Origin of the sequence: Bacillus sp. PS217, assembly GCF_037963535.1 — a bacterium.
GTDB classification, from domain to species: domain Bacteria; phylum Bacillota; class Bacilli; order Bacillales; family Bacillaceae; genus Bacillus; species Bacillus subtilis.
The window spans coordinates 1,435,357-1,461,944 of the sequence record NZ_CP150157.1 but is presented as its reverse complement, the minus strand read 5'-3'; the positions used below and the strand labels follow the sequence as shown (position 1 = coordinate 1,461,944).

30 protein-coding genes and 2 riboswitches are annotated in these 26,588 nt (G+C 41.4%); of the genes, 8 read left to right on the top strand and 22 right to left on the bottom strand.

The window, feature by feature from the left end; genetic code table 11:
* Positions 1-5 precede the first annotated feature (5 nt).
* The 5 genes from pfeT to NSQ83_RS07705 form a co-directional block, all read right to left on the bottom strand.
* Positions 6-1,919, bottom strand: a complete 1,914-nt coding sequence (gene pfeT, locus NSQ83_RS07725) for a metal-transporting ATPase PfeT (protein WP_029946375.1) — start codon at positions 1,917-1,919, stop codon at positions 6-8.
* 235 nt (positions 1,920-2,154) lie between these two features.
* Positions 2,155-2,652, bottom strand: a complete 498-nt coding sequence (gene stoA / locus NSQ83_RS07720; RefSeq protein WP_014479641.1) for a sporulation thiol-disulfide oxidoreductase StoA — start codon at positions 2,650-2,652, stop codon at positions 2,155-2,157.
* Between the two features lie 50 nt (positions 2,653-2,702).
* Entirely contained in the window at positions 2,703-4,040 is a 1,338-nt protein-coding gene (gene ykvU / locus NSQ83_RS07715; protein ID WP_046664132.1) for a sporulation protein YkvU, read from the bottom strand.
* A gap of 117 nt (positions 4,041-4,157) precedes the next feature.
* Positions 4,158-4,784 carry a cell wall hydrolase gene (locus NSQ83_RS07710; RefSeq protein WP_003232442.1) on the bottom strand — a complete coding sequence of 209 codons (627 nt, stop codon included), beginning with the start codon at positions 4,782-4,784 and terminating at the stop codon, positions 4,158-4,160.
* 298 nt (positions 4,785-5,082) lie between these two features.
* Entirely contained in the window at positions 5,083-5,277 is a 195-nt protein-coding gene (locus NSQ83_RS07705; RefSeq protein ID WP_003218622.1) for a hypothetical protein, read from the bottom strand.
* A gap of 165 nt (positions 5,278-5,442) precedes the next feature.
* Here NSQ83_RS07705 and NSQ83_RS07700 point away from each other — a divergent pair, with 165 nt between their 5' ends.
* Positions 5,443-5,628, top strand: coding sequence for a YkvS family protein (locus NSQ83_RS07700; protein WP_003232446.1), 186 nt, complete (start codon positions 5,443-5,445; stop codon positions 5,626-5,628).
* A gap of 120 nt (positions 5,629-5,748) precedes the next feature.
* Here the strand turns inward: NSQ83_RS07700 and NSQ83_RS07695 are convergent, their stop codons facing one another.
* From NSQ83_RS07695 to NSQ83_RS07675, 5 genes are all read right to left on the bottom strand, one after another.
* Positions 5,749-6,039, bottom strand: a complete 291-nt coding sequence (locus NSQ83_RS07695; protein ID WP_198878742.1) for a YkvR family protein — start codon at positions 6,037-6,039, stop codon at positions 5,749-5,751.
* A 682-nt stretch (positions 6,040-6,721) separates the two neighbouring features.
* Positions 6,722-7,657: a glycosyl hydrolase family 18 protein gene (locus NSQ83_RS07690; protein ID WP_198878741.1), complete on the bottom strand. Its 936-nt coding sequence runs from the start codon at positions 7,655-7,657 to the stop codon at positions 6,722-6,724.
* Between the two features lie 96 nt (positions 7,658-7,753).
* Positions 7,754-7,981 (bottom strand): LysM peptidoglycan-binding domain-containing protein, encoded by a 228-nt coding sequence (locus NSQ83_RS07685; protein ID WP_017695061.1) that lies wholly within the window; start codon positions 7,979-7,981, stop codon positions 7,754-7,756.
* Positions 7,982-7,996: 15 nt separating this feature from the next.
* On the bottom strand, positions 7,997-9,196 hold the full coding sequence (gene ykvP / locus NSQ83_RS07680; protein ID WP_198878740.1) for a spore protein YkvP: 1,200 nt from the start codon (positions 9,194-9,196) through the stop codon (positions 7,997-7,999).
* 652 nt (positions 9,197-9,848) lie between these two features.
* Positions 9,849-10,595 carry a glucose 1-dehydrogenase gene (locus tag NSQ83_RS07675; protein WP_134155317.1) on the bottom strand — a complete coding sequence of 249 codons (747 nt, stop codon included), beginning with the start codon at positions 10,593-10,595 and terminating at the stop codon, positions 9,849-9,851.
* Between the two features lie 168 nt (positions 10,596-10,763).
* Here NSQ83_RS07675 and NSQ83_RS07670 point away from each other — a divergent pair, with 168 nt between their 5' ends.
* Together NSQ83_RS07670 and NSQ83_RS07665 are read left to right on the top strand one after the other, a co-directional pair.
* The gene (locus NSQ83_RS07670; protein WP_198878739.1) at positions 10,764-11,117 is read left to right on the top strand and encodes a winged helix-turn-helix transcriptional regulator; all 354 of its coding nucleotides are present in this window, start codon (positions 10,764-10,766) and stop codon (positions 11,115-11,117) included.
* Positions 11,089-11,355: a hypothetical protein gene (locus NSQ83_RS07665; RefSeq protein ID WP_198878738.1), complete on the top strand. Its 267-nt coding sequence runs from the start codon at positions 11,089-11,091 to the stop codon at positions 11,353-11,355. The genes NSQ83_RS07670 and NSQ83_RS07665 overlap by 29 nt, the downstream gene beginning before the upstream one ends.
* 313 nt (positions 11,356-11,668) lie before the next feature.
* On the opposite strand, the gene queF is transcribed toward NSQ83_RS07665, so the two are convergent.
* The 5 genes from queF to NSQ83_RS07640 form a co-directional block, all read right to left on the bottom strand.
* Positions 11,669-12,166: a preQ(1) synthase gene (gene queF / locus NSQ83_RS07660; RefSeq protein ID WP_003218613.1), complete on the bottom strand. Its 498-nt coding sequence runs from the start codon at positions 12,164-12,166 to the stop codon at positions 11,669-11,671.
* Between the two features lie 17 nt (positions 12,167-12,183).
* Positions 12,184-12,915, bottom strand: coding sequence for a 7-carboxy-7-deazaguanine synthase QueE (gene queE, locus NSQ83_RS07655; protein WP_003232460.1), 732 nt, complete (start codon positions 12,913-12,915; stop codon positions 12,184-12,186).
* Entirely contained in the window at positions 12,908-13,357 is a 450-nt protein-coding gene (gene queD / locus NSQ83_RS07650; protein WP_003232462.1) for a 6-carboxytetrahydropterin synthase QueD, read from the bottom strand. The genes queE and queD overlap by 8 nt, the downstream gene beginning before the upstream one ends.
* Positions 13,350-14,009: a 7-cyano-7-deazaguanine synthase QueC gene (gene queC, locus NSQ83_RS07645; protein ID WP_032725593.1), complete on the bottom strand. Its 660-nt coding sequence runs from the start codon at positions 14,007-14,009 to the stop codon at positions 13,350-13,352. Before queC ends, queD begins: the two co-directional genes overlap by 8 nt.
* Positions 14,010-14,138: 129 nt before the next feature.
* Positions 14,139-14,183: riboswitch (PreQ1 riboswitch) on the bottom strand.
* 138 nt (positions 14,184-14,321) lie between these two features.
* Positions 14,322-15,365, bottom strand: a complete 1,044-nt coding sequence (locus tag NSQ83_RS07640; protein ID WP_198878737.1) for a hypothetical protein — start codon at positions 15,363-15,365, stop codon at positions 14,322-14,324.
* A 365-nt stretch (positions 15,366-15,730) separates the two neighbouring features.
* Here NSQ83_RS07640 and clpE point away from each other — a divergent pair, with 365 nt between their 5' ends.
* The 3 genes from clpE to motB all read left to right on the top strand — a co-directional run bounded on the left by clpE (position 15,731) and on the right by motB (position 19,784).
* The gene (gene clpE, locus NSQ83_RS07635) at positions 15,731-17,830 is read left to right on the top strand and encodes an ATP-dependent protease ATP-binding subunit ClpE (protein WP_029317717.1); all 2,100 of its coding nucleotides are present in this window, start codon (positions 15,731-15,733) and stop codon (positions 17,828-17,830) included.
* A gap of 384 nt (positions 17,831-18,214) precedes the next feature.
* Positions 18,215-19,027 (top strand): flagellar motor stator protein MotA, encoded by an 813-nt coding sequence (motA, locus tag NSQ83_RS07630; RefSeq protein ID WP_003238984.1) that lies wholly within the window; start codon positions 18,215-18,217, stop codon positions 19,025-19,027.
* Positions 18,999-19,784, top strand: a complete 786-nt coding sequence (motB, locus tag NSQ83_RS07625) for a flagellar motor protein MotB (RefSeq protein WP_003232473.1) — start codon at positions 18,999-19,001, stop codon at positions 19,782-19,784. The genes motA and motB overlap by 29 nt, the downstream gene beginning before the upstream one ends.
* A 39-nt stretch (positions 19,785-19,823) precedes the next feature.
* Here the strand turns inward: motB and mhqR are convergent, their stop codons facing one another.
* Entirely contained in the window at positions 19,824-20,261 is a 438-nt protein-coding gene (gene mhqR, locus NSQ83_RS07620; RefSeq protein ID WP_003232475.1) for a MarR family transcriptional regulator MhqR, read from the bottom strand.
* A gap of 192 nt (positions 20,262-20,453) precedes the next feature.
* Between mhqR and kinD the strand changes: the two genes are divergently transcribed.
* The gene (gene kinD, locus NSQ83_RS07615; RefSeq protein WP_080477770.1) at positions 20,454-21,974 is read left to right on the top strand and encodes a sporulation kinase KinD; all 1,521 of its coding nucleotides are present in this window, start codon (positions 20,454-20,456) and stop codon (positions 21,972-21,974) included.
* Between the two features lie 27 nt (positions 21,975-22,001).
* On the opposite strand, the gene NSQ83_RS07610 is transcribed toward kinD, so the two are convergent.
* Positions 22,002-22,433: a hypothetical protein gene (locus NSQ83_RS07610; protein WP_003232479.1), complete on the bottom strand. Its 432-nt coding sequence runs from the start codon at positions 22,431-22,433 to the stop codon at positions 22,002-22,004.
* 85 nt (positions 22,434-22,518) lie between these two features.
* Positions 22,519-22,776, bottom strand: coding sequence for an aspartyl-phosphate phosphatase Spo0E (gene spo0E, locus NSQ83_RS07605; RefSeq protein WP_003232480.1), 258 nt, complete (start codon positions 22,774-22,776; stop codon positions 22,519-22,521).
* A 202-nt stretch (positions 22,777-22,978) separates the two neighbouring features.
* Between spo0E and NSQ83_RS07600 the strand changes: the two genes are divergently transcribed.
* Entirely contained in the window at positions 22,979-23,299 is a 321-nt protein-coding gene (locus NSQ83_RS07600; protein WP_003232481.1) for a YkvA family protein, read from the top strand.
* 40 nt (positions 23,300-23,339) lie between these two features.
* Here NSQ83_RS07600 and mtnD read toward each other — a convergent pair whose 3' ends face one another.
* The 4 genes from mtnD to mtnW are packed head-to-tail and all read right to left on the bottom strand — an operon-like array spanning position 23,340 to position 26,399.
* Positions 23,340-23,876 carry an acireductone dioxygenase gene (gene mtnD, locus NSQ83_RS07595; protein ID WP_003232483.1) on the bottom strand — a complete coding sequence of 179 codons (537 nt, stop codon included), beginning with the start codon at positions 23,874-23,876 and terminating at the stop codon, positions 23,340-23,342.
* A gap of 14 nt (positions 23,877-23,890) precedes the next feature.
* Positions 23,891-24,520, bottom strand: coding sequence for a methylthioribulose 1-phosphate dehydratase (locus tag NSQ83_RS07590; protein WP_003232485.1), 630 nt, complete (start codon positions 24,518-24,520; stop codon positions 23,891-23,893).
* Positions 24,478-25,185 (bottom strand): 2-hydroxy-3-keto-5-methylthiopentenyl-1-phosphate phosphatase, encoded by a 708-nt coding sequence (mtnX, locus tag NSQ83_RS07585; protein ID WP_017695070.1) that lies wholly within the window; start codon positions 25,183-25,185, stop codon positions 24,478-24,480. Before mtnX ends, NSQ83_RS07590 begins: the two co-directional genes overlap by 43 nt.
* On the bottom strand, positions 25,182-26,399 hold the full coding sequence (gene mtnW / locus NSQ83_RS07580) for a 2,3-diketo-5-methylthiopentyl-1-phosphate enolase (RefSeq protein ID WP_033884236.1): 1,218 nt from the start codon (positions 26,397-26,399) through the stop codon (positions 25,182-25,184). The genes mtnX and mtnW overlap by 4 nt, the downstream gene beginning before the upstream one ends.
* Before the next feature lie 84 nt (positions 26,400-26,483).
* Positions 26,484-26,584, bottom strand: a riboswitch (SAM riboswitch).
* Positions 26,585-26,588 lie beyond the last annotated feature (4 nt).

The following is a 26,588-nucleotide window of genomic DNA, read 5'->3' as shown; positions in this document are numbered from 1 at the left end:
TGGTTTTATTTTAGGAGTCTTAAACCGTTTAGTATGACCAAAATCGTGCTGCCCTCATGACCAATCACGCCAAATGGCAATTCCATCACCTGCAAAAAGTTTGCACAAATCAGCAGGCAGATTACAGCTAGAGAAAACACGATATTTTGTTTGATGATCCTGTTCATTTTCCGAGACAAGCGGCACATGTTTACGAGCTTTTTCAAATCGTTTTTCATGAGGACCATATCAGCGGTCTCAAGTGCTACATCTGTTCCGCCGCCCATCGCAATGCCGACATCCGCCGCTTTGAGTGCCGGCGCATCATTGATTCCGTCACCCACCATTGCAATCGTTCCGAATTCTTCTTTTAACCGTTTGATTTCATTCACTTTTTGGTCAGGCAGGCATTCTGCCACGACAGTTGTCATGCCGGCTTCCTTGGCAATCGCTTGAGCCGTGTCTTCGTGATCTCCTGTCAGCATGGCCGTTTTAATCCCAAGTCGGTTCAGTTCTTCCATGACCTCTTTTGCTTCAGGCCTGATTTGGTCCTTCAGTGCGATACAGCCTGCTATTTGATCATCCTTTTTCACAAATACAATTGTATGACCGCTTTGAATGACATCTGATGCTGTTTGTTTCATAAATTGTGCTGCCATTTCCTCGCCGATAAAACCTGCTTTACCGACCTTCCATTTCGCACCCGACACTTCTGCCATAACGCCAAACCCTGAGGTTTCTTCTATAGATATGTAGCCGGACTGATTCACGCCGCGGCTTTCAGCGTACGCCGTTATGGCTTGGGCGAGCGGATGGCTTGATTGCGTTTCGATGGCATAGACAGCCTCAAGAACTTCCGCTTCACTGAATCCTTCTGCTATTCTGATCGTCTCTACGGCAGGCTGGCCTTTTGTTACAGTGCCGGTTTTATCAAAGGCGATCATTTGCACTGAGCCCAGCTGTTCAAGAAAGACGCTTCCTTTCACAAGCATACCGTTGCGGGCGCCATTTGAAATCAGGGACAGCGCCGCTGGCATAATAGAGGCGACAAGCGCACAAGGTGACGCGACAACCATAAACACCATTGCGCGGTAGAAGGTTTCACTCCAGCTCCAGCCCAGCGCAAAGTGCGGGACGAATAAAAGGAGCGCCACCGCAATTAGCACACCTTTCACATAAGCATTTTCAAATCGTTCGATGAAAGCCTGAGCGGGTGAAACACTATTTTGCGCTGATTCAACCAGTTTGATAATTTTTCTGAATAACGAATCTTCATTTGCTTTCGTGACACGGACAGTCAAGGAGCCATTGCGATTCACCGTTCCTGTGAATACAGTGTCGCCTGTGTTTTTTTCTACAGGCATTGATTCACCTGTTAAAGCCGACTCGTCAAGACTTGTCGAGCCCGATTCAATGATACCGTCTGCCGCTACGCGTTCTCCAGGTTTGATCACGATCATATCACCGGCCTGCAAGTCTGAAACCGGAACTCTTTTGGTTTCACCATTGACCATCAATGTCGCTTCTTCAGGCTCAAGCTGCATTAAAGACGTTAAATCTCTGCTGCTTTTATTCATCGTGTATGTTTCTAAAGCTCCGCTTAAGGAAAAAATAAATATTAAAATAGCACCCTCTGCCCAGTATCCGATCAAGGCGGAACCAACGGCAGCGAAAATCATTAAAAGTTCTACATTCAGCGTTTTGGATTCGAGTGTTTCTTCGATTCCTTCCTTTGCTTTAGCAAATCCGCCGATCACAAAAGCCAGCAAGAAAAGTATTATGGATAATACCTGATATCCGGATAAGAGCCAGCCTGCCAAAATAAGAGCGCCTGATACAAGTGCTGCAATAAGCTCCGCGTGCTGTGCCCAGTTTTTTTCCCTCTTGTCTGTTTTCAATGGCTCATGCGGGTCGCGTTGAACGATAACTTGTTCATTCATATCGAATTCTCCTCTCTAATTGAGAACGTAAATCATCTTCATTTCTCTTATAAAAACAAAATCGCTGCCCAAAAGGCAGCTTTATCGTCAGTTATTTCTTGATGTCTTCCTTTATTATAGCACGCACGAAGAGAATTTCAATTATAATTATTTTAATTTCTTTTTGATAATAATTATCATTAATGTTTATTCACTTCTTCTCTATATGAAAAAAGCTGAGAGTCTATGCTCTCAGCTATTCTTCCGTCCATTCCTTCAGTTGTTCCGCTGTCATCGGGCCAATTTTTGTTTTTTCAATTTCTCCCTTTTCATTCAGCAAAAATGATGTTGGGATCGTAATGATATGATACTCCTTCATCAATTCCCCTTTTGAGTCAAGGACAATCGGGAACGTCAGCTTGTTTGCTTTAATAAAATCTTCAACGACTTGCTGATTTTGTTCCGAATTCACTAAATTCACCGTTACCAGCTTTACACTGTCTGATGGATGGGCATCATAAAACGATTGAAACTGGGGAAGCTCCTTTTTGCAGGGCGGACACCATGACGTCCAAAAATGGAGAATTGTTTTTTGCCCTTTATTCGGAATCGAGATGTCCTCCCCTTCTATCGTTTTCATAAGAAAAACAGCGGGAACAGCAGGCTGTTTTTCCTCAGCTTGTGCCGCACATGGAAACCATGCAATCAACCCTAATAACATAATGTATATAGTAAGCAAGCGCTTCGTCAACATGGAATCTTCCTTTCATGCTTTTCAATTAGCTTGCCCCTGCAGTTCCTATATCATCCTTCAATTCGCGGCGTTCTGGTCCCTCCCGTAAGGAATACGGATACCTTCAATGTTTTGCAGATCGTGGCATAGTGCAGGCTCGTCAAAAGAATCATGCCAGTGTTCATTCCAAGGATAATCCCGAGCATTTGCAGATTCTCCATTGATCCCAGTACATACATCATACTTAGCGCAACGATATAGCTCCATACATTGTGATAAAAAGCCTCTTTCACAAAACCCATCCCGATTAAGCACGCCTGCAGCGGCATGACAAACAGATGAAAGAGAAAGTAAGGCCACAACAGCTGCAAATAATACTGCGCTTCAGGAGAGTGAAAAAACAAATGCGTGAGAGGTCCCGCAAACTGGAACATGACCCAGACGGCAGGTATACCGTAACCTAATGTAATGAAAATCGACTGCTTCAGCCTTTTTAACACGATGTCATACTGAGAAAGTGCATAAGCTTCCGAAATACTCGGTATCATGACGACCATTAACGAATGGGCAATAAAAGCAGGGAACGACCCTATCGTCACAGCCACTCCTGCCAGCATTCCGTATTGATCGATCGCCGCTGTCCCGGCAACGCCCGCAGCCAAAAGAGCTCCTTTTACTAAAAAGGGTTCAATTGCATTGACAACCGCATGAAAAATGCGCAGTCCTGTTGTAGGAATTGAAACAGCAAGCAGTCTTTTCCTTACATCCTTTCCGCGCAAATGAATGTGCTGCTGGCCGGATAACGCCCGCCTTGCCATGATAAATTGTGAATATAAATAAACAAGCACGACCACATCACTCACGACTAGAACAAACAAGGAAATCAGCACAGCCATGTCCAATTCAAATGAGTACCATTGAAAAAAGAGGAATAAGCACAAGAGCTGAATGATTTTTTTCAGCACATTGGCAATTGCGATCTTCCCCATTTTCTGCACACCCATAAAGTAGCCCCTGGCGATTGAAGTAAAGGCGACAACAGGAATTAAGCCGATGACAATCCCTTTAATAAACGGGTGGTATGTATCAAATACCGGAATAAACGGAAGCGCAATACTAGCGGCGGCAGTAGAAAAAGCAGTAAAAATGGCTGTCATTCTGAAAGCGTGCCTCAGCATGCTTTCATGAAGCTTAGGATTTGACTCGGCAATGAATTTAGAAATGGATATCGGCAGTTCCAGGCTCGCGATGACAATAATTAAAAAGATCGTGGGCAAAATACTCATGTAAAGCCCCATCCCATGCTCGCCAAGCTCCCGCGCCAAAATCATATTGACGACAAATTCAAGGCATTCAGCGAAAAAGGCGGCAATGGATAAAAGAATGATCCCTTTCACAAATCGATTCATGATGTCTCTCCTTGTCTCTTGTACTACCAACATCATATGAGACAAGTTCAAAAATTATTTTATTTTTACTCTTTATATGAAAAAAAGCACAGCTGAGACAAATTGTCTCTTCTATGCTTAGACGGCAAAAACGTGTCTGCCGATTTTTTCTACAATTTTTCTTGAACGAATCCAATTATCTGACGCTGTTTTCGGATTATAAAAGAATATGGCATCTGTTTCTCTATTTTTTGAGGACAGCGCTTCTTCGGCAGCTTCAATCGATTCTTTATCAGGCTTTTGATTAATGCTCCCGTTTGCGACCGGTTCAAAGGCGTTTTTCTGATAAATAACTCCTCTTATCGTATCAGGAAAACCTTTTTTCTCCGTTCTGTTCAGTACAACGCTTGCTACAGCGACCTTGCCTTTATATGATTCTCCTTTGGCCTCTGCGTGAACGAGACGGGACAGCAACTCTTTTTCAGACTGTGTATATGTTTCTTTCTCATCATTTGTTTTGTCCGGTTTATCTTTCTCTTTCTTTTCAGTGTGTGCTGATAGCTTAATCGGTTTTATTTTCTTGTCCTTATCAGCAGACAGTGAAGGGAAAGATTCATTCGTATTTCGATCTATATGTGTAAGCCATTTCGCTTCTTCATGTTTTGTCTTCTTTGCGCTCAGTAGTGAAGCTTGTGTATGCTCAATTTTGGCTGCAGGCATGAAACAAAGAAGAAAAACAGCCAGAGCAGTGAATTTCGTTGTCATACAGTTTCCTCCTTAAAGTGCTCCAAAAAACACTTCATAACCTTAACAAGAGATCCATTCATTTTCACGGAAAAAGATTTTCCAACTCTCCCAAGGAGGTATCAGGATGGAATAAAGAGGATGACTCACTGCTTAATGGCAAAAAAACAGTCTGAAATTCTATAAATATTGTCAAATTAAAACATGTTTATCCATCTTTGACACTTTACATTTTATTTACGCCTGTTACAGACAGCTGTAATAAAAGGCTTGTATTCTGTCATATATGATAAAAAGGCTTCTCACGTATGAGAAACCTTCAGCTTCTTGGCTGTTCTAAGTATTGAAAGATAACATCTCCGCCTTGCTGGGCAATTCCTCGGAAATGTTTAAAATCATCTTGTTTAGATAACACGGCCCTGAAATCAAGAAAATGCTCTTTCTGGACTCTCAGTTCGTTTATGGCGCCGGTGCGCAGCTGTTCAATCATTTCTGTTATTTCTTCGGGACGCAACAAAAATTCCCCCCTTTTCTTTCTATTGACGAAAATCAATATATCATCTTTATAGCGACAGGACAATTCATAAGGGAGATAAAACTCCTTATCGCTTTACTTCTCAATGAAAATACTGCAAAATACTTTCAAAAGGCATTATTATGTTTAAAGGAGAGGAAGCTTGTGAAAATCGCTAAGGTTGGGAATGTCATTGAATTTAAAAACGGATTAACCGGTGTTGTTGAAAAAGTAAATGAGAATTCTGTTATCGTTGATGTGACGATCATGGATAACTATCGGGATCTTGAGTTAGATTCATTGACAGTTGTTAATCATAAAAATTATAAGATCATCAGAGACTCCTATTAAAACCTCCTTATTTCCACATTTATTCAAAAAACTGCAAGACGGACAATTTAACACCTTACATATGAAATTCGCTTTCTCAAAAGCTGCCGGCCGGCAGCTTTTTTACATAAAAAACACCGATCATGAATCGGCGTTTTTGTCTATTTCCGTTATTTCTATATAGAACTCGCTGACGGCCCCTGGTTCGTACAGGTTGGTCAATGATGTTGAATAATTTGTCATTTCCCCCCGGAAGGCAAGATTGCGTTCCGGAACCTCGACATTAAACGTTTTTTCATACAACAGGACAGCGATATCATGGTAAGTCTCACTCGTAACGTTTAAGGTAAATGCAATTTTTCGCTTCGGCTCGCTCTCCTCTTGATATGCAGCCATTTCTAACGATACATTGTTTAACCGCAATGTCTTCACTTCATATCACTCCTTTATAGTCCATGCATCTTAGCATACCTTAGCGAATGTTTACAATGAATCTGTTCTTAACGGTTATATGAACCAATTCATTCGAAAAGACACCTTTACAAACATACGTTCGTTAAATTATAATAAAACAGACGAGCTGCCATCCAGCATCCCGTCTTTTCATTAGAAAGCGGCGAGTGGAATTCCCCCCGGATTCGCTCGTCTTTTTTATGTAAAAACCCCCTCATTTCTAAGGAGAAACCATATGGTCGATTATCAACAAGTCATGCTTCACCATGCGTACAATCAATTCTCATCATGTTTTTTAGATAAACCAGCATCCATTCAGGAAGTATATGAGTGTATGCTTTTAAAGTTCTAGTTAGTCGTGCGCTTCCATATCGATCCTGAACAATTCTGAATGAAATGCGATAACTCTGCTATCAAGTAGCATGTGTATGATTAAATCATGGAAGCAGAATAAATTCAACACATCCGTAAAATGCGTACTATAACATAAGTTTGAATGTGTATTTCAAGCCCAATGTAATGCCTCGTGTAGAACATTTTGGGAGAAGGGCCTATGGAATGCCCTCACTGTTTTACCCGCACTCGTAATAAACTCCTTTCAGTATGTCTATTTAGAGATTCATTGCAATTATCTTCGAATTTTGTTCTGAACTATAAATCATTATATATTTTTAAACACTGTATTCCAGACTGACGCATCTTCTTGTCCAAGACTCCAGCTGCCAAGACCTTTCAGATTATATTTTTGAGCGAGTTTTATTTTTGCTCTGAGTGACTGTTCATTTTCAAACCATAATGTATATGTTCCCGAAGGCAACGGCCCCTTTTTATCGTGATTGACAGTAAAAATAGCTTTTGGAGATTGACTCTTGGTGTCAAAAATAATTGTCCCGCTATGCCTTTTTACTAATGAGTCAACAAGGTAAAGGGGAATGGCTTGAGAGGCAGATTGTCCTTCCATCCAGCAGCAGCCATAGAATGGCAATCCTAAAACTAGTTTTTGAGGAGAAATTTTTTGGGTCAGAACATATTGAATGGACTTTTCCACCCATCCTACACTTGCAGTAGGCCCAGCAAGGCGGCTTTCATCATAGGCCATAACCATAAGATAATCTGCATATTTAGCTAAATACTCGTAATCATATGATCCCTGCCAGCCCTTCGTCCAGCCAAAAGGATTTGCCGCCACTGCAACTGATACTTCTTTATGTGTAGGAATACTTTTTCTTACCATTCTAACAAAATATGTAAATAGATTCCGATCTTTTTCTGTAAGGTTTTCTATATCGATATTAACTCCGTCCAAATCCAGTTCTTCTTTTGCATGAGAAATTTGTTTAGCTAAAAGAACTCGGTTCATTAATGCAAATCGTCCCAAATCCTGATCCCAATGATTGCTTAGAAAAGGAACTACTTTTAATTTTCTTCTATGAAGAGCTTTAATCACATCGGGATTAGCTGAACGGAGAAGTAATGATCCATCTTTTCTGATATAGAAAAAATCAGGAGAAACAACATTTAATACTCCGTTCGTTTGATCAACGTGTTGAATAAAATCCCATCCTAATCCAGAATAGAAATAGCTCATTTGAAACATCTCATAACCCCTTCATCCCCAAAAATATCAAGTTCCCCACAAATAAAAAAATGAGGATTGTCATTTCAATTTGATTCGTTTCCGAAACCTCAAAGATTACCTTTCTCTTATCTTTATAATTTGTCCAGGATAAATTCTGTCTGAAGAAAGCTTATTAAGATTCATAAGTTGTTGTACCGGAATTTTAAAGGATTTGGCAATCGTCCATAATGTATCGCCGGATTCCACATGATACACTTCGTATGTTACGGGAAATTCCATATAACGAGGCGTTCTTTTTACTTTATTCGCTTGATTTCTTATTTTAGGTATTTTCCCTTTCATTCATATTACTCTCCTTTAGAATAATTTGTTATTAATATTTCTAAACCGTTTCTCTCTAATCTTAATGATTTGTCCAGCATATATTTGATCTGATTTGAAATGATTAAGCTCCATGAGTTGCTGCAGGGAAACATTATACTTCCTGGCAATTATTGATAATGTTTCACCGGGAGTAACATGATGGATCAGGTATTTTTCTTTGAGAACATCTACATAATGAATAGTTTCCCCTAAGTTTCTTATGATTCCTCTGCTTTTTAGCACCTCAAGCATTCTCTCGGCTCTATGCCGATAGGAATCATTCTTTACAGCCTTTTTACCGTTTATCTGAATCTTTTTTCTCTCGCTATCATGATTCAAATAGTATTTAACCTTTTCCAATGTTTCTTTTGGGGAGGAAGAAACGATGAGATCGCGGCCAGATTTGAATTTACCTCGAACTGCTGGTGTATCCGATGTCAATAAAAACCCCCCGGAACCAAGAATCTCATAGGTGCGTTGCGTAAGTTGGCTTTCACAGTTTTGCAAACCGATAACGACTTTTGCTGAACTGTAAACTTTATATGCTTCAGTATAATCAAGGTATCCATGGATCCAATTGCGGGGAATTTCTCTTCCTATATATTTACTCATTTTTTCCCAGTTTCTCCCCCAAAAATCAATGCGAATATCCTTCCGTATAAGAGGACGAATAAGCGTTTTTAAAGAGGACGAACGGAACACTTCCGGATGTTCTTCAAGAAAATTAGGGTAAGCATTAGCCACCACTGCTATATCACAACTGTATTTTGCTAATGGTTTAATCTGGTGATGTATACTTTCGTGAAATGCAAAATCTAAGTGAGCTGCTTTAATCCCCATGCTTTCATAAGTTTTACACAGAGAAGGCGTAACCGTGAAAACAAAATCTGGTTTCATCTTTTTAATTAACGGGATAGTAAAGTTTTGAGTGTGCAGCGGGTCTTCAGTTGCCCAATAAACGAGAGGGATATTCACCTTTTTAGTAGCGTTGCGAATCCAGGCTTGCTTTTCCCTTGAATGCTCTGGTGTCCATCCCATAGATACTATTAGATCTGGTTTAAATTCGTCTATCATTTCAGTGATATTTTCCCGACTTACAGGACCGGAAATCATTACGGTATGTCCTGCTTCCCTAAACCCATTCGGTAAACCATAGAGCCACATGGGATGACTCTCAAGGAAAAGAATTTTCACACATTTCCATCCTCTCTTTCACTTTTTAATGTCTACTTTATTGGTATGTATATGTAATATAACTTGTCGCGGTACTAGTCTATAAAAAACGTTCAGGTGTGAGATCACGAGATAGCTTGTGTGGGATGCCCCACAAAAAAAGAAAGCAACCTACAACATATTTTCCTATGTGGTTATTCAGGACATAAGGATTCCTTTAAATATTTTTAAAAGTATTAGAATACAAGGACAGGGATATTATTTTTTATTAAAAGTCAAGAAAATGTTTAATTTTATTAATAATTAAGAAACCAAATGAAATGTCACACATTTTATAAACAAAAAGAGAGGATAGATGAACAGGGTGAAAATGCCTGTATTCAACTATCCTTTTTTTGTACAACAAATGACCTCATTTACTACAACAACGGTGTTGTTTGTTTTTCAACTAACGCCCCCGTTACTTTAAGTACATTTATTCACAAAGTAATCTTTTTTACAGGTCATTTAGTGGTAGCCCCAGGAAAATGCGAATTTACAACGTTAATCAAATTCAAATATAAAAAAGTCGAATTCCCTGTCCTTTAAGGAAAACGACTTTTTTATACGACTTCTTCAAGTAAATCCCCATTAACCTTTTTTGGGGACTATTTGTAATCTCTGCGCAGTGAAATTATACCTGTGCTAGCCCACCATCTACGAACAATTCAACACCCGTCAAGTAACTGCTTTCGTCTGAAGCAAGGAAAGATACAGCGTTTGCTACCTCTTCAGGTGTCCCAACTTTTCCAGCTGGAACAGTATTTCTGCTATTTTCCATTACTTCTTCAAGTGCATCACCAAAAAGCTCATTGTAGGCAGGTGTAAGAATACCTCCTGGACTAACCACATTTACACGGATTTCAGTACCTTTTAGGTCAAGAATCCAGTTGCGAACCAGTGCTCTTAATGCTGCTTTAGATGCTCCATATACACTAAACGCTGGGTTGCCAATTGATCCAGCAGTAGAGCCCGTTACAATAATAGAACCTACTTTGTCCGGGAATAGTGATAACGCTTTTTGAACAGTAAAGATGGTTCCTTTAACGTTAATGTCGAACGTTCTATCAACCTGCTCTTCAGTAATTTCACCTAATGGAAGGAAGTTGCCGATGCCTGCATTAGCAAAAAGAATGTCCAACTTACCTTTTTCCTGCTTTATAATGTCATATAGTTTGTCTAAGTCTTCAAGCTTAGAAATATCACCTTGAACACCGGTTACGTTCTTGCCAATTTGGTTAACAGCTTTATCAAGTTCGTTTTGTCTACGTCCCGTGATATAAACATATGCACCTTCGTTTACAAATTTTTGTGCTGTAGCAAGACCAATCCCACTTGTTCCACCCGTTACAAGCGCTATTTTACCTTCAAATTTACCCATACTTAACACTCCTTTAGAATTAATATTATTTTATGTCTAGTACCTTTAAGTACTTGAAGAACAACTTACAAGATATAGTATCCTTCAGTAAGCACATTATCGGAAGTACCCACTTTTTTGTGATATAGTAACTAAAAAGTAATAAATGTGGAATGGAGAGCTTTAGACATGAAAAAATTTAGCTGTGGGTTTGAAGTGACAAAGGAAGTTATTGGCGGAAAATGGAAAGGTCTTGTATTATACTTTTTAATGAATGGACCAAAGAGAACGAGTGAATTAAACCGCATTATCCCAAATATAACTCAGAAAATGCTGATTCAAACACTTAGAGAGCTTGAAGCCAGTGGACTTGTGAGCAGAAAGATGTATAACCAAGTACCGCCGAAGGTTGAATATTCATCCACTGAACTTGGAGAATCTCTTAAACCTATCTTGCAGGAGCTCTGTCAATGGGGAGGCTATTATGCGGAGCAAGAGTATGCAGAAGGTGAATATGAAATTGTACAACCAGAACAACGTTAGGATTGATGTAGCTGCTGAAGTAAATGCTAAACAACTTCAATACCATCACCTAACAGATGAAGAACAGTCAGAAATAAATGAGATATTCAATTTTGAAAGTGAAGTTCTAATAAGAAGTGTCATCGACTATATTCAGGAGAACTTTGATGAAATTCAAAAAAGAGCTGTTTCAAATGTTAAAGAGAAGGTTCAGAAACTTAGCCAAAAAATAAATGAAGATATTGATAATAATATTTAATGCCTATGATCTCTAGATAGGCATTTTTTCTTTCGGATAAAAAAAGAAAAGACGTACAAATTGTACGCCTTAATCTGCTTCTGTACTATCAATTTTCCACTGCATAAAAGTCACAGTTCAGGTTGCACCTCAGGTCACACTTTTTAATACAATTCCCATGAGTAGAGCCATTTTCAGGTGTGACTTTTCCCACTTTTATTGAGCTTAGTGCGGGTCACACTCCGGTCACATTTCCGCTGAAAATTAACGCTGAATGTTCGGATTTTACTGTGACTCCACTTCCTTTTACACTCCGTATCACACAACGGAATAATTAACGATTATCAATTGTCTCCGGATACAAATCATGGTTCATCATACGGTATTCGGCCATTTTCTCATACTTCGTGCCAGGCTTTCCGTAGTTTGTGTACGGGTCAATGGAAATTCCGCCTCTTGGCGTGAATTTGCCCCATACTTCAATGTAGCGCGGGTCCATTAATTCAATCAAGTCATTCATGATGATATTCATGCAGTCCTCGTGGAAGTCACCATGGTTTCTGAAGCTGAATAGATACAGCTTTAATGATTTGCTTTCAACCATTTTTTCATCAGGAATGTAGCTGATGTAGATTGTCGCAAAGTCTGGCTGGCCTGTTTTAGGACATAAAGATGTGAATTCCGGACAATTGAATTTTACAAAGTAGTCACGGTTTACATGTTTATTAGGGAAGGATTCCAGCACGTCCGGTGCATATTCGAACAAATAATTTGTACCTTGGTTGCCTAGCAATGTTACACCTTCTAATTCTGATTCTTTTCTTGTCGTCATGTTCATCTTCCTTTCTATTATACTCCGCGTTTGTTGCCCCATAACAGGGTGTGCAGCTGCGGGAGCACTCTGACGAGATTCAGCTCCGCATCGACAGCTACCTTATCAACAAGCGCTTCATATTTCCCAAGCAAATGTGCAATCAGTGACTGATCATCTGTCGTATGCACGTCATCATTTCCGACTTGTAAATAAAACGGGATTCCCGGATACCGCTTGTGCACAGTTTTGGCAAATTCCAGATCTTCATCATTAAAGATGACAACCTTCAAGCTGACAGCATGCTGTCTATCATTCTCTTGAAGTGAAGTTAAAATGTGGTCAAGCTTTTGAAAGTTCGTTACCATTTTTGAGCTTGGCGGTTTTGGAGAAATTGTCAGGTCATCAATCAGCGTAAACCAATCCTGATAAACGGTCCCTTGAGTTTCAAGCGCTGCACGGATATTATTTTCCTTCAGCAGTTCAATAAAAGCATCCAGCTGTTTTAACAGAGCCGGGTTACCGCCTGAGATCGTCACATGAGAAAACGCGTCTCCCCCAATGTCCTTAAGCTCCGCAAAAATCTCCTCCGCCGTCATCCAGCGAATATCTTTTTTAGCAGACCCGTCCCAAGTGAAAGCGGAGTCACACCAGCTGCAGGAATAATCGCAGCCGGCTGTCCGGACGAACATCGTTTTCTGTCCGATCACCATGCCTTCTCCTTGAATCGTCGGGCCAAAAATTTCTAATACAGGAATTCCTTTAGCCATTCAAACCACCCTTTTTCGGACGGTAGACACAGTAGCTTGTCGGTGTTTCACGGACAAACACCTGTACACAGGTCGGCTTATTCTCCAAAGTGTCTAAATAAGCCTGTACGTTGTCATAAATCGTTTTCGCCACGACTTCAGTTGTCGGCAGCGAGTACCGGTCGTCCTGAGAAAAATCTTCATGATCATTTAATAGCGTGTGATCATAGTTTCCGTGCACCAGTTTTTTGAGTACGCTGAAATTGACAAGAAAGCCTGAATCGTCAAGTTCGTCGCCGGCAACGGTTATATTTACGGTATACGTATGTCCGTGAACCCTGCTGCACGCCCCCGCACTTTCCCGAGGGATAAAATGAGCGGCTGAGATATGCATGTCCTTATTCAGTTCAAACGAATATGGATGCTGGGCCTGCGGATAAATTTGAGATAACAATTTATGCACGCTCTCCTTTCATCATCATATATTCTTCATAACCTTTTGAACGAAGGTGACATGCCGGACATTCGCCGCAGCCGTCTGCGATGATGCCGTTATAGCATGTCAGCGTGTTGTTTTTCACAAAATCCAGCGCGCCAAGCTCATCTGCAAGCTTCCACGTTTCCGCCTTATTGAGCCACATGAGAGGCGTGTGGATCACAAACGGCTTCTCCATCGCCAGATTTACCGTTACATTGCAAGATTTCACGAATTCATCACGGCAATCAGGGTAACCGCTGAAGTCTGTCTCGCAAACTCCTGTAATAATGTGGCGCGCTCCAATTTGGTAAGCCAGGATAGAGGCAAAGGATAAGAATACCAAATTGCGGCCTGGAACGAATGTGGATGGCAGTTCGCCGTCTTTTACTTCTATCTCAATATCATTTCTAGTCAGAGCATTCGGTGCAAGCTGATTTAAAAGTGACATATCAAGCAAATGATTTTTCACACCAAGCTTTTCCGCAATGGATTTTGCCACTTCAATTTCCTGCGAATGTCGCTGATTATAATGAAAAGTCACCGTTTCGACTTCTTCGAATTCTTTTAAGGCCCACAGTAAGCATGTTGTACTGTCTTGACCGCCGCTAAATACGACAATTGCTTTTTCTTTTTTCATGATTCCTCTCCTTCTCCGCAATAAAAACGTCGGCGAGAGATATCGCTACAGCTAATTCACGCAAAAAAACACCTTTTTTCGGAAGGTGCTCTAGAAAAACATAAAAAAGGCCGTATCCAAGGATACAGCTCGTCCTTAGTTTTTTATAGAGGGTGTAGCTAGAACCTCTCCCGCATATCGCACGGATTTTCTTCAATTTTTTCACTTCTGCTATCTTACCATAATGATGTTTTTCTTGACAATAAAAAAGTCAGTCCCCGGTTCCTAGATCAATTATCGCTCTATAGTGACGGTTCGTTTCATTATATATATTTATAAACTGCGCCGCCGAGGAGCTTTTTTGCAAAGCAAAGCGCCTATGAAGGCCAGGCTCACATAGCCAAACAAGGGATAAATCGTTGAAATAAGCCTGCCGTACCCTATTTGGCTCGTAATATAAGCCGTGATCATAATGGCTGCAAAGATATATTTGCTTTTCACTGGAAGAAAGCTTTGCACTTGTTTTTCTAATCCATATAGATTACCGATAACTGATGTGAACACTTCTCCGAAAATAATGAGTAAATAAATCAAATGGACAGATCGTGCAAAGAGATAAACCACTTGCGCCATCGGTATATCATACAAAAATACATCCGGAAGAGTCGACAAAGACAGAAAACTCGCGGACAGCACAATCGTCAGCATCGTGCCTCCGATTAAAGCGCCTTTTTTTATCACTTTCTCCGATGACATTTCATTCGCCAGCGGAACCAAAACAGCTTGGGCAAGCGATAAATTTAAAGCCCCGTAAGAAACTGCTGATAACAGCCAATCCCAGCGATGCGGCCAGACCCACTGAGCTGCGTTTCGTGATTCGCTGAATATAAAAGAGTCGGCCACCACAATCATTGAAAAGATGATTAAAAGAGGAACAACAAACACATTGACACCGAAAATGCCTTTTACTCCTCTAGTCATCACAATTAAGCTCAGACCGATTGTAATAAGCATCCCAATCTGAGCGGACATCCCCAATTGTTCCTCAAAAAGCGCCCCTGCTCCTGAAAGCATGACAGATGTAACTCCGAGGAGAACAAACAGCATAAATACATTGATAATCCGCCCAGCCGCCGCCCCGAACAAAAAGATGTTCATTTCTTGATATGACTTGGCATTGATTCGCTTTGAAATGATCATCAGCTTGGCGCCCAGAAACGTAAACATTCCGCCGCTGACGAGAATGCCGAATAAACCGAACCAGCCGAACTTCAGAAAAAACTCAACAATTTCCCTCCCAGTCGCAAATCCAGCTCCGACTACTGTGCCGACATACACAAAAGCAAGCTGACTTGCAGACCCTTTTGATTGTTCCATTTCTCCCCTCCGAACGAACCGCAGTTTTGTCCATAGATGCCTTTTTATAACCTATGAGACAAGTTCCTTGAAAAGACGAAGAAAACATGTTTTACTTTGTAACAAATCAAAAATTTTTTGTGCATAAGACTTGAAAGTCAAAGATAGTCAGAGTATACTATTAATCAAAGTTGGTCAAACAAACCGGCCTTTTTTAAAAATCAATTGGTCAAAGATAGTCAAATATTCAGTCTGCTTTGAGCATATTGGTTTGAATGCCGTTAAGTTTGCCGTATACTAATAGTCAAAGAAGGTCAAATCCAATAGACCTTTTTATTCACTTTCATTGGTCAAAGAAGATCAAATTATTAAGGAGGTTTTGGCAAATGCGTTGTCAACATTGTCATCAAAACGAGGCGACGATTCGCCTTAACATGCAAATAAATTCCGTTCATAAACAGATGGTTCTTTGTGAAACTTGCTATAACGAACTGACCCGTAAACCTTCAATGAGTATGGGTCCTCAATCTTTCGGATTTCCGTTTGAACAGGCATTCCAGCCGAAAGAAAAGAGCGCAGCAAAACAAAGCGGAAAAAAAGGGCTGCTTGATGAGCTGGCTCAAAATATTACAAACGGTGCTAAAGCCGGTCTCATTGATCCCGTCATCGGCCGTGATGATGAAGTGGCGCGAGTGATCGAAATTCTAAACCGCCGCAACAAAAACAATCCGGTTCTTATTGGTGAGCCGGGTGTGGGGAAAACTGCCATCGCTGAAGGGCTCGCTTTAAAAATTGCTGAAGGCGATGTTCCAAACAAACTGAAAAACAAAGAGCTATACTTGCTTGATGTTGCATCCCTTGTTGCAAATACAGGGATCAGAGGCCAATTTGAGGAGAGAATGAAACAGCTGATCACTGAGCTGAAGGAACGAAAAAATGTCATTCTGTTCATTGATGAAATTCACCTTCTCGTCGGCGCAGGCTCTGCAGAAGGATCAATGGACGCCGGCAACATTCTCAAACCGGCCCTAGCCAGAGGCGAACTGCAAGTCATTGGCGCGACAACACTGAAAGAATATCGTCAAATCGAAAAAGATGCCGCGCTGGAAAGACGTTTTCAGCCTGTCATGGTGCAGGAGCCTTCAATTGAACAGGCTATCCTCATTCTGCAAGGGATTAAAGACAAATACGAGGCGTACCATGGCGTAACATTCAGTGATGAAGCAATCAAAGCGTGTGTCACTTTATCATCCCGCTACATTCAGGACAGACACCTGCCGGATAAAGCAATTGATTTATTAGATGAAGCAGGTTCAAAAGCCAACCTGTTAATTGATGAACTGAATGATGAGGATGCCGCTGAACGCTTAACTGCAATTGAAGCCGAAAAAACAAAAGCCCTGGAAGAAGAAAATTACGAACTGGCGGCAAAACTCCGTGATGAAGAACTCGCATTGGAGAAAAAACTGAACAGCTCCTCCGCTCATACCGCTGTCACTGTGGAAGCTGAGCACATTCAGGAAATTGTTGAACAAAAAACAGGCATCCCTGTCGGCAAACTGCAGGCAGACGAACAAACGAAAATGAAAGAACTCGAAGCAAAACTTCATGAACGCGTGATCGGACAAGAAGCCGCTGTTCAAAAAGTGGCAAAAGCGGTAAGACGAAGCCGCGCCGGATTAAAATCCAAAAACAGACCAGTCGGCTCCTTCCTCTTCGTCGGTCCTACCGGCGTAGGGAAAACAGAGCTTTCTAAAACACTGGCAGATGAATTATTCGGCACAAAAGACGCTATTATCCGACTCGATATGAGCGAATACATGGAGAAACACGCCGTATCTAAAATTATCGGTTCACCGCCTGGATATGTCGGCCATGAGGAAGCTGGACAATTAACTGAGAAAGTGCGCCGCAATCCTTACAGCATTGTGTTGCTGGATGAGATTGAAAAAGCACACCCAGACGTTCAGCATATGTTCCTGCAAATTATGGAAGATGGCCGTCTGACAGACAGCCAAGGCAGAACTGTAAGCTTCAAAGACACAGTGATCATCATGACAAGTAATGCGGGTGCTGGTGAGAAACAAACGAAAGTCGGTTTCCAATCAGATGACAGTGTCATCGAAGAACAAACATTGATTGATTCACTGAGCATGTTCTTTAAACCTGAGTTCCTCAACCGTTTTGACAGCATTATTGAGTTCCGCTCATTGGAAAAAGAACATCTTGTCAAAATCGTCAGCCTTCTTCTTGGAGAACTTGAAGAAACATTGGCTGAACGGGGCATTAGCTTGAATGTGACAGATGAAGCGAAAGAAAAAATCGCTGAGCTGGGCTACCACCCTTCATTCGGTGCACGTCCGCTTAGAAGAACCATCCAAGAATGGGTTGAGGATGAAATGACCGATCTGCTGCTTGATAATGGCGAGATCACAAGTTTTCACGTGATTTTAGAAGATGATAAAATCAAAGTGCGAGCGAAATAACAATCAGCGGTTTCCTTTTAGGAAGCCGCTTTTTTTTATACTTTCATACTCTTGACTTAAAAATTACCGTCCCTTCTCCTGAAGCGCTACTTCCCTTCATCCTTTACACTTTTTTTAAGGAGGGATGGAACATGTTTATATACAGTGAATATGTATTTCTACTATTATATGAATACCATCTGAAGGACAGCTCGCAAGCAAGCTGCTAATTTCAGTAGACCCCCGGGCTTTTCAATTTTGGAGAGCCCGTTTTTGTTTATTTCTCCCTTCTATGCCTCTTCCTTGAATATTTCATGAACAAATTCACAATGTCCCTAAAGTTCCGGGCACCAAAACCGATATTAACCATAGACAAGCTAGTAAAAAAGGATTTGGTGAAAAACTATGGATAAAACTTCGTTAATCGGTATTATTCTTGCTTTTGTGGCATTGAGCGTCGGGATGGTTCTGAAAGGCGTCAGTTTCAGCGCCCTTGCAAACCCCGCTGCCATTTTAATTATTATCGCCGGGACAATCTCAGCAGTCGTTATTGCGTTCCCAACAAAAGAAATTAAAAAAGTGCCTGCGCTGTTTCGAGTGTTATTTAAGGAAAATAAACAGCTCACAATAGAGGAACTCATTCCTATGTTCTCTGAATGGGCTCAGCTTGCACGCCGCGAAGGTCTGCTTGCTTTAGAAGCAAGCATTGAGGATGTAGATGATGCTTTCTTGAAAAACGGGCTCAGCATGGCTGTTGACGGGCAAAGCGCGGAATTTATCAGAGATATTATGACAGAGGAAGTCGAAGCAATGGAGGACAGGCACCAAGCCGGAGCCGCTATTTTTACACAAGCGGGAACGTACGCTCCGACACTTGGAGTACTCGGCGCTGTAATCGGGCTGATTGCCGCTCTCTCTCATATGGATAACACAGATGAGCTTGGACACGCCATCAGTGCCGCCTTTGTTGCCACACTTCTCGGTATCTTTACAGGGTATGTGTTATGGCATCCTTTCGCAAATAAATTAAAACGAAAATCAAAACAAGAAGTAAAACTGCGTGAGGTCATGATTGAAGGTGTTTTATCCGTTTTAGAAGGACAAGCACCGAAAGTCATCGAACAAAAGCTTTTAATGTATCTTCCTGCGAAGGACCGCTTGAAATTTGCAGAACAAGGAGAGGCGCAAAATGGCGAGAAAAAAGAAGAAGAAGCATGAGGACGAGCACGTTGATGAATCATGGCTCGTTCCTTACGCCGACATCCTTACTCTTCTCCTGGCATTGTTTATTGTGCTGTACGCGAGCAGCTCGATTGACGCAGCTAAGTTTCAAATGCTCTCAAAATCATTTAATGAAGTCTTTACAGGCGGCACCGGTGTACTGGACTACTCCAGTGTCACTCCTCCTGAAAACGAGTCAGACGGCATCGATGAAGTGAAAAAGGAAAAAGAAGAGAAAGAGAAAAACAAGAAAGAAAAAGAAAAAGCAGCTGATCAAGAAGAACTTGAAAATGTGAAGAGCCAGGTGGAAAAGTTTATCAAAGATAAAAAGCTGGAACATCAGCTGGAGACGAAGATGACTAGTGAAGGCCTTCTGATTACGATTAAAGACAGCATCTTCTTTGATTCTGGAAAAGCGACCATCCGTAAGGAAGATGTGCCGCTTGCAAAAGAGATTTCAAATCTTCTTGTGATTAACCCGCCAAGAAATATCATTATCAGCGGACATACTGATAATATGCCAATTAAAAATTCTGAATTCCAATCAAACTGGCATTTAAGCGTCATGAGAGCGGTAAACTTTATGGGGCTCCTGATTGAAAACCCCAAGCTCGATGCAAAAGTGTTCAGCGCCAAGGGTTATGGCGAGTATAAACCGGTGGCTTCCAATAAAACTGCGGAAGGCCGAAGCAAAAACCGGCGGGTTGAAGTTCTCATTTTGCCGAGAGGCGCAGCGGAAACAAATGAAAAATAGCAAAAAAGGAAGCCTTGTGACATATCAGGCTTCCTTTTTTTACTTATTATGAAACTGTTTTGCGTTTAATCCTACTCTTTTTAACATTTCGGTGCACATCTCTACCTCTTCTTCGCTTAATACGCTGATCATTTCATCAATTTCAGCAGCGTGATCAGGGAAAATATCGTTCAAAAGACCGATGCCTTTTTCAGTAATTTGCGCAAATGTCACTCGTCTGTCTGTAGGAGACGCTTTCCGAATGAGAAGTTCTTTTTGCTCCAGCTTATCTACAACGTATGTGATGCTCCCGCTAGCCAAGAGAATTTTATCTCCTATCTGTTGCAGCGGCTGATCGCCTTTATGGTACAAAAGCTCTAGCACAGCAAATTCAGTCGGATTCAGCCCATGCTTATGAATATGCTTATTCATATGATCGTTAATAGACCGATACGCGCGCGACAGCACGATAAATAACTTCAGTGATTTTTCTGTCATGTCTCAATCATCCTTTTAGAAACCGTTACAGAGAAACATTAATAAACAAAGACCAAAATGTCAATAAAAATCTTTCCAATATTTCTCTTCTTTTTTAAAATGTAAGCTTGCCAACACCTTTTTCTAATTTTTTTGGTTATTTTTTCTTATTAAAGAAGAAGAAACAATGATATAATACCTCTAATCAGGTGTATGTTGGAGCGATGCAAATTGAAAATACTAAAAGGCGCCTGCGGGAGAGTCAAACTTTATATCATACTGGTCGTGATTCCGGCAATCGTCATCAGCTTTTTCGTATATGAAAAAGAAAAAGATACAATAGCTGCAGAACATAAACAAGAAGCAAGTGTCCTGCTAAACCTTCACCGCAACAAAATCAATTATTTAATCGGAGAAACAATGGCGAGAATGACCTCCTTGTCCATCGCCATTGACAGACCGGTTGATATAAAGAAAATGCAGTCAATTTTGGAAAAGACCTTTGATTCAGAGCCGAGATTTTCCGGTCTCTATTTTCTCAATGCCAAAGGAGACGTCACCGCAAGCACAACCGAATTAAAAACGAATGTAAACCTGGCCGACAGATCTTTTTTTACAAAAGCAAAGGAAACTAAAAAGACAGTCATTTCAGATAGTTATTCGAGCAGAATTACTGGTCAGCCAATTTTCACAATTTGTGTCCCTGTTTTGGACTCAAAACGTAATGTGACAGATTATCTTGTCGCAGCTATTCAAATTGATTATTTGAAAAATCTCATTAACTTACTAAGCCCTGATGTTTATATTGAAGTTGTGAACCAAGACGGGAAAATGATTTTTGCGAGCGGACAAGCATCTCATGCAGAGGATCAGAAACCTGTCAGCGGATATCTGGATGATATCAGCTGGAATATGAAAGTCTATCCGAACCCGGTCACAATAGAAGAACTGACGAAAAGCCTTGTGCTTCCGCTTTCATGTATTATTGTTCTGCTGAATATCCTTTTTATTCTCGTGCTGTATTATTTGCTGAAGCGGCAGACCCAGCTGGAGCGCTCAGAAAATGAGGCGCAAAAATTAGAGCTGATCGGGACGCTTGCTGCCAGCACAGCCCATGAAATCCGTAATCCTCTTACCGGCATAAGCGGCTTTATTCAGCTGTTGCAAAAGAAATATAAAGGTGAGGAAGATCAGCTTTACTTCTCCATTATCGAACAGGAGATCAAGCGCATCAATCAAATAGTGAGTGAGTTTCTTGTTCTCGGCAAGCCGACAGCTGAAAAATGGGAGCTGAACTCACTTCAGGACATTATCGGAGAAATTATGCCGATCATTTATTCTGAGGGCAATCTATACAATGTTGAAGTCGAATTACAGTATTTAACCGAGCAGCCCTTACTCGTAAAATGTACAAAAGATCATATTAAACAAGTGATTTTAAATGTAGCAAAAAATGGCCTCGAGTCAATGCCTGAAGGAGGCAAACTGACGATCTCCCTGGGAGCTTTAGATAAAAAAGCCATAATCAAAGTTGTGGATAACGGTGAAGGGATTTCTCAGGAAATGCTGGATCACATCTTCCTTCCCTTTGTTACTTCTAAAGAAAAAGGAACCGGTCTCGGCCTTGTTGTTTGTAAACGGATCGTGCTGATGTACGGAGGCTCTATTCATATTGAAAGTGAAGTGCGAAGAGGCACAGAGGTGACAATCACCCTCCCTGTATCCGCTTCATAACCCCCCTGACCATGTCAGGAGGGTTTTTTATCTTCGTGATCGGGTATTGCCATTCGATTTGCTTGCTGGTCTTCCAGAAAAAAGGATTTTGATGAAACGCAACAGCATTTTCAAAAGCAAAAAAAACATAAAAAATACTAAAAAACCCTTTATACCTTCCGTGGCATCTAAAAACTCCATATTCCCTCTCCCCGTCACCTTTTGCTGAATCTCAATCGCAAATACGATGACAATGATGACTGTAACGGTATAGATAAAGGACAAGGCTGTCATACTCCATTTAGAAAGCCATGTAAACACAGCGTGAGTGACGCCGAAAAAGAATATGCCAAAAATGCCGATCACCCAAAAATGCATTTCTTTGTCAGTTAAATAAATGCCAAATATTCCGCATAAGGAAATAAAAGCATCATGAAATTGATTGACCATTTCGGTAATGAGAATCGCCAGTTCCTTCATTAGTTCCCTCTTTCATATGAATTTTTTCCAGAAAAAAAGAGCGCTTCCGAAAAGCTCTCTCTTTATATATGCATCTGATAGGCCGCTATTTATTTGCATCATATGCTGGCATAACATCTCTGCGGGGCCACAAGCCTAATTTCTTTACAAGGCCTTGAATCCCTTGGGAATGTTCGTTTTCGTGCATAAGCTGGTGATATTCATTTATTAAACAATCCAGCTCCTGACTGTGCCTGATCGTGTCATGCCCTGTAAATCCCTGCTTTCTAGCGGCATCTATCATTAACTTTCTTTTTTCATCAATAGACACCAACAATCTTTCTTGTTCAGAAGAACCGCCCATTCACTTCACCCCTCGCCGCTAAGAAATAGGAAACAAGTTTGATTGGGTTATTGTGCATTATTACAGATTATACTTTATTTGTAAACATATTTTCATTAAATAAGTTAATTTTTCAGGTATAATAGATATATTGATAGGATTAGAAGAACAATACCCAGGTGAAGAATATCTTAAACACGCCGCCAGGCAGGAGGTATGCCCAATGAAGAAAAAGAAAGCAATTATGCTCGGAGCGGCAGGCGGAAAAGCAATTTTGAAGAGGAAAAACCGAAAAAAATGTATTCAGCACATCACTACTTTTTTTCAGATGCTTCGCGATTGGCGAAATGGCGACTACCCTCGTTCACAGGTTAAAACACTTTTGCTGTTAACTGCCGCAATCCTGTATATCGTCATGCCGCTCGATATCATTCCAGACGTAATCCTCGGTCTTGGATTCATTGACGATGCAGCTGTTTTAGGTTTGATTTGGACACTGATTAAAAAAGAACTGTCACAGTATGAAAAGTGGCGTTTGCAATAAATATAAAAAGCCCCGTTCGATGAACGGGGCTATCTCATGCTTATTGATTCACGCTGTCTTTTTCATAAATAGGAACCCAGCCTTCAGTTGTGACAAAAATTCTCACCGCGACAACTTTGCGGTCCTCCTGAAGCGTGAAGTAATGGCGGATATTCTCAGGCACGGAGATTAAATCTCCAGGGTTTAAACGGACATCAAAAAACGTGCCGTCCTTGCCTTGAATGACAAAAATACCGTGTCCGCTTACAATAAAACGAACCTCATCGTCTGTATGGTGATGCTCTCTTTTAAAGTTTTCAAGCAGTTCATCAAGTTTCGGATTGCTGTCTGACAATGAAATAACATCCTGTGCTTTATAGCCGCGGCGGGTTGAGATATCTTTAATTTCAGTTTCGAAGGTATCAAGAATTTGCTGTTTTTCTTCTTCTGTCAGGTCATATTTCTCTGAGAGATGTTCCGGAAGCTTCGTGATATCCCATTGCTCATAAATAACCTCTTGACTGTCCAGAAAGCTTGCCACTTCCTCTTGATTTTCAATCGTTGTATTTGCCTCATCATGAATTCGAATTGTAGCCATTTCAATTCCTCCTTTTATTTAACCAGCTGATGCTGGAGTGTTTTCAATTTCAAATGGTAGCTGAACAAAAATTCATACGCTTCAAGCACTCTTTTTGCCTCAAATGCTGTTTTCCCCCAAGCCGTAATACCATGATTTCGGATCAGAACAGCTCCTGAATCTTCTGAAATCTCTTCCGCAAACAGTGCCGCAAGCGTCGGGATATGTGCCGGATTTTCTATAATCGGAACGGTCACTTCTGCGTTCTCTTCCCACAAGCCGAGTGCTTTTATAATTTCCTGGCCTTTGAATGTGATTTTCTTTTGGTCTCCGTATAACTCTGAAATCACATTATTGTTTACCGTATGGACATGCAGGCAGCATCCGGCATTGGTTTTATTGTACAAATGTGTATGCAAAAGCGTTTCTGCTGACGGTTTCAGAGAATGCCCGCTTTCAGCAGGCTCTCCGTTTTGATCGACCAGCAGAAAATCTTCAACCGTCTCTTTGCGTTTATCTTTTCCGCTTGCAGTGACGAGAAATGTTAAAGGCTCATCTGTAACCTTAATTGACAAATTGCCGCTAGTCGCTGGAAACCAATCTCTCTCTGCCAATTCCCGTTTTACTTCAGCGAGCTCTCGCCAGCGTTCTTGTTTTGCAGCCATTCCTGTACCTCCTTTACATTCTCAATTTCCTTTCTGATCTCATAAAAATCTTGATACGGAAGATGATTGAGGTTCTGCTCCCGGCATTCGTTTAATAAATAATCCCTTGCAAAGCATAGGTCAGACAGCTTTGCTGCCTCCACATCTGTAACCGAATCACCGATCATGATGATATATTGGTTCGGTTCAGAAAGTTCATGGATGACCGACGGCTTACAGCACCCGCATTGATTGCTGCATGTGCCCTTGCAGGAATGAGGCCAGTCAATATGGATATAGTCATTGTCAAATGAAGCATGGTTGCAATAAATGCGGTCTTTCTCCACAATGCCTTCAAGCAAAGGATATACAAAGAAGTCCATTCCACCGCTTATGACATAAAACGGAATCTCGTGCTCATTGATAAATGCTACAAATTCCCGAAAGCCTTCCCTGATTTTTGCATCTTCCAATACAAAACTTGTAATCTCTTCTTTTAAACGGCTGGGCAGAAGGCCGAACATCCGCCCGACACCTTCCTTGATCGACAGCGTTTTGGAAAGTACGCCGTCTTTTAATGCCACCCACTCTGGGGGAGCAAATGTTTTCATGATATTTATAATGTTGTCGTTCATCGTGATTGTTCCGTCAAAATCACAAATAACAAAAGGTTTTCGAGTCGTCATACGGCTTCAACCTTTCCCCATTTATCTAGCGCAAGCTTAAGATCCTTGCATTGTTCGGCTTTTTCATCAATCGGCTGGGCCTCTAGGACCGCATCAATAATGGCTCTGAACGCTCGCCCCCCGCCTTGGGCACCGTTCGGATGTCCATGTACGCCTCCTCCGGCGTTAATAATGTGGTCTATGCCGAAATCACGCATTAATAGCGGAACCATGCCGGGATGAATGCCTGCTGACGGAACCGCAAATGTTTGGTTAAAAGCATCCTCTCTCACACATTCTTCATGGATCGCCAGTGCATCTGCTCTTGGAAGCGCAACCGAACCATATGGAGACGGAAAGAGGCTGAAGTCAGCACCGCAATATCGGTTTAATTTTCCGAGTAAAAGAGCGTGAGAAAAACCGTAAAACGGAGAAGACGTAAACGCTCCGCTGACTGCTGGATGCGCCATAATCGGAACTGGGATTTCAGGATCTTCTGCAAGGCCTTGCATAACGTCCAAGCCGTAAGCAAAGACATTAAACAAAAGCGCATCCGCTCCCAGCTCGGCGGCGCGTCTCGCTTTGTCTTTCAGATCAGCCGTACGTCCAGTCAAATTCACCGCATACAGCGTTTTATGTCCGGTTTGCTCATACGTTTCTTTCAATATTTGCTTTCCTTCTGCAATTCTTGTTTCAAAAGGCGCTAGACCTGTCTCAAAGAAAATTTCATCGTCTTTAATCAAGTCAACTCCGCCAAGCGCCTGCTGCCGGAGCTGTTCTTTAATATCACTCAGGTCCCTTCCGATTACGCCTTTAAATATGCTCATTAACAGCGGTCTCTCAAACTCTCCCAGCAGCTTCCGGATGCCGTATACGCCAAACTTCGGTCCCGGCAGTGCACGCTTAAATGCTTCAGAGAAGTGAAGATCGATTAATTTGATTTTTCCGTCCAGCGACAGCTTGCCAAACACTGTTGTCAGCAAAGCCGGAATATCCTGAGAGAAATTGATTTCAGGATAGGCAATTGTGATGACCGCTTGTTTTTCTGATGCAGGAGTTCCCTCTCTCTCCTCAACTTTTATCACCCGCCCCTTGTGCTTTTGCATTTGCTCCTGTTTTACAAGGGGCAGATCAGTCCAGGAGCCTACTGTCAATCCTGTTGCGATTTGTTCTGCTTTCTTCTCTGTATCGGCTCCCGGTTCGGTCAGGAGATATGTCGCTAATAACTCACTCATGCCAGAGCTCCTTTCATTTTCATCCATATCAAAAAACCTCTTCAAACTGCAATCGCGTCTAAAGAGGTTTCGTTTCTCGTCCGAATCTTATCTCTCAGCCGCTAGCTGCAAGAATTAGCACCGTGCTTTATAAGTCGGTTGCCGGGCTTCATCGGGCTCGTCCCTCTGCCTGCTCTTGATAAGAAAATA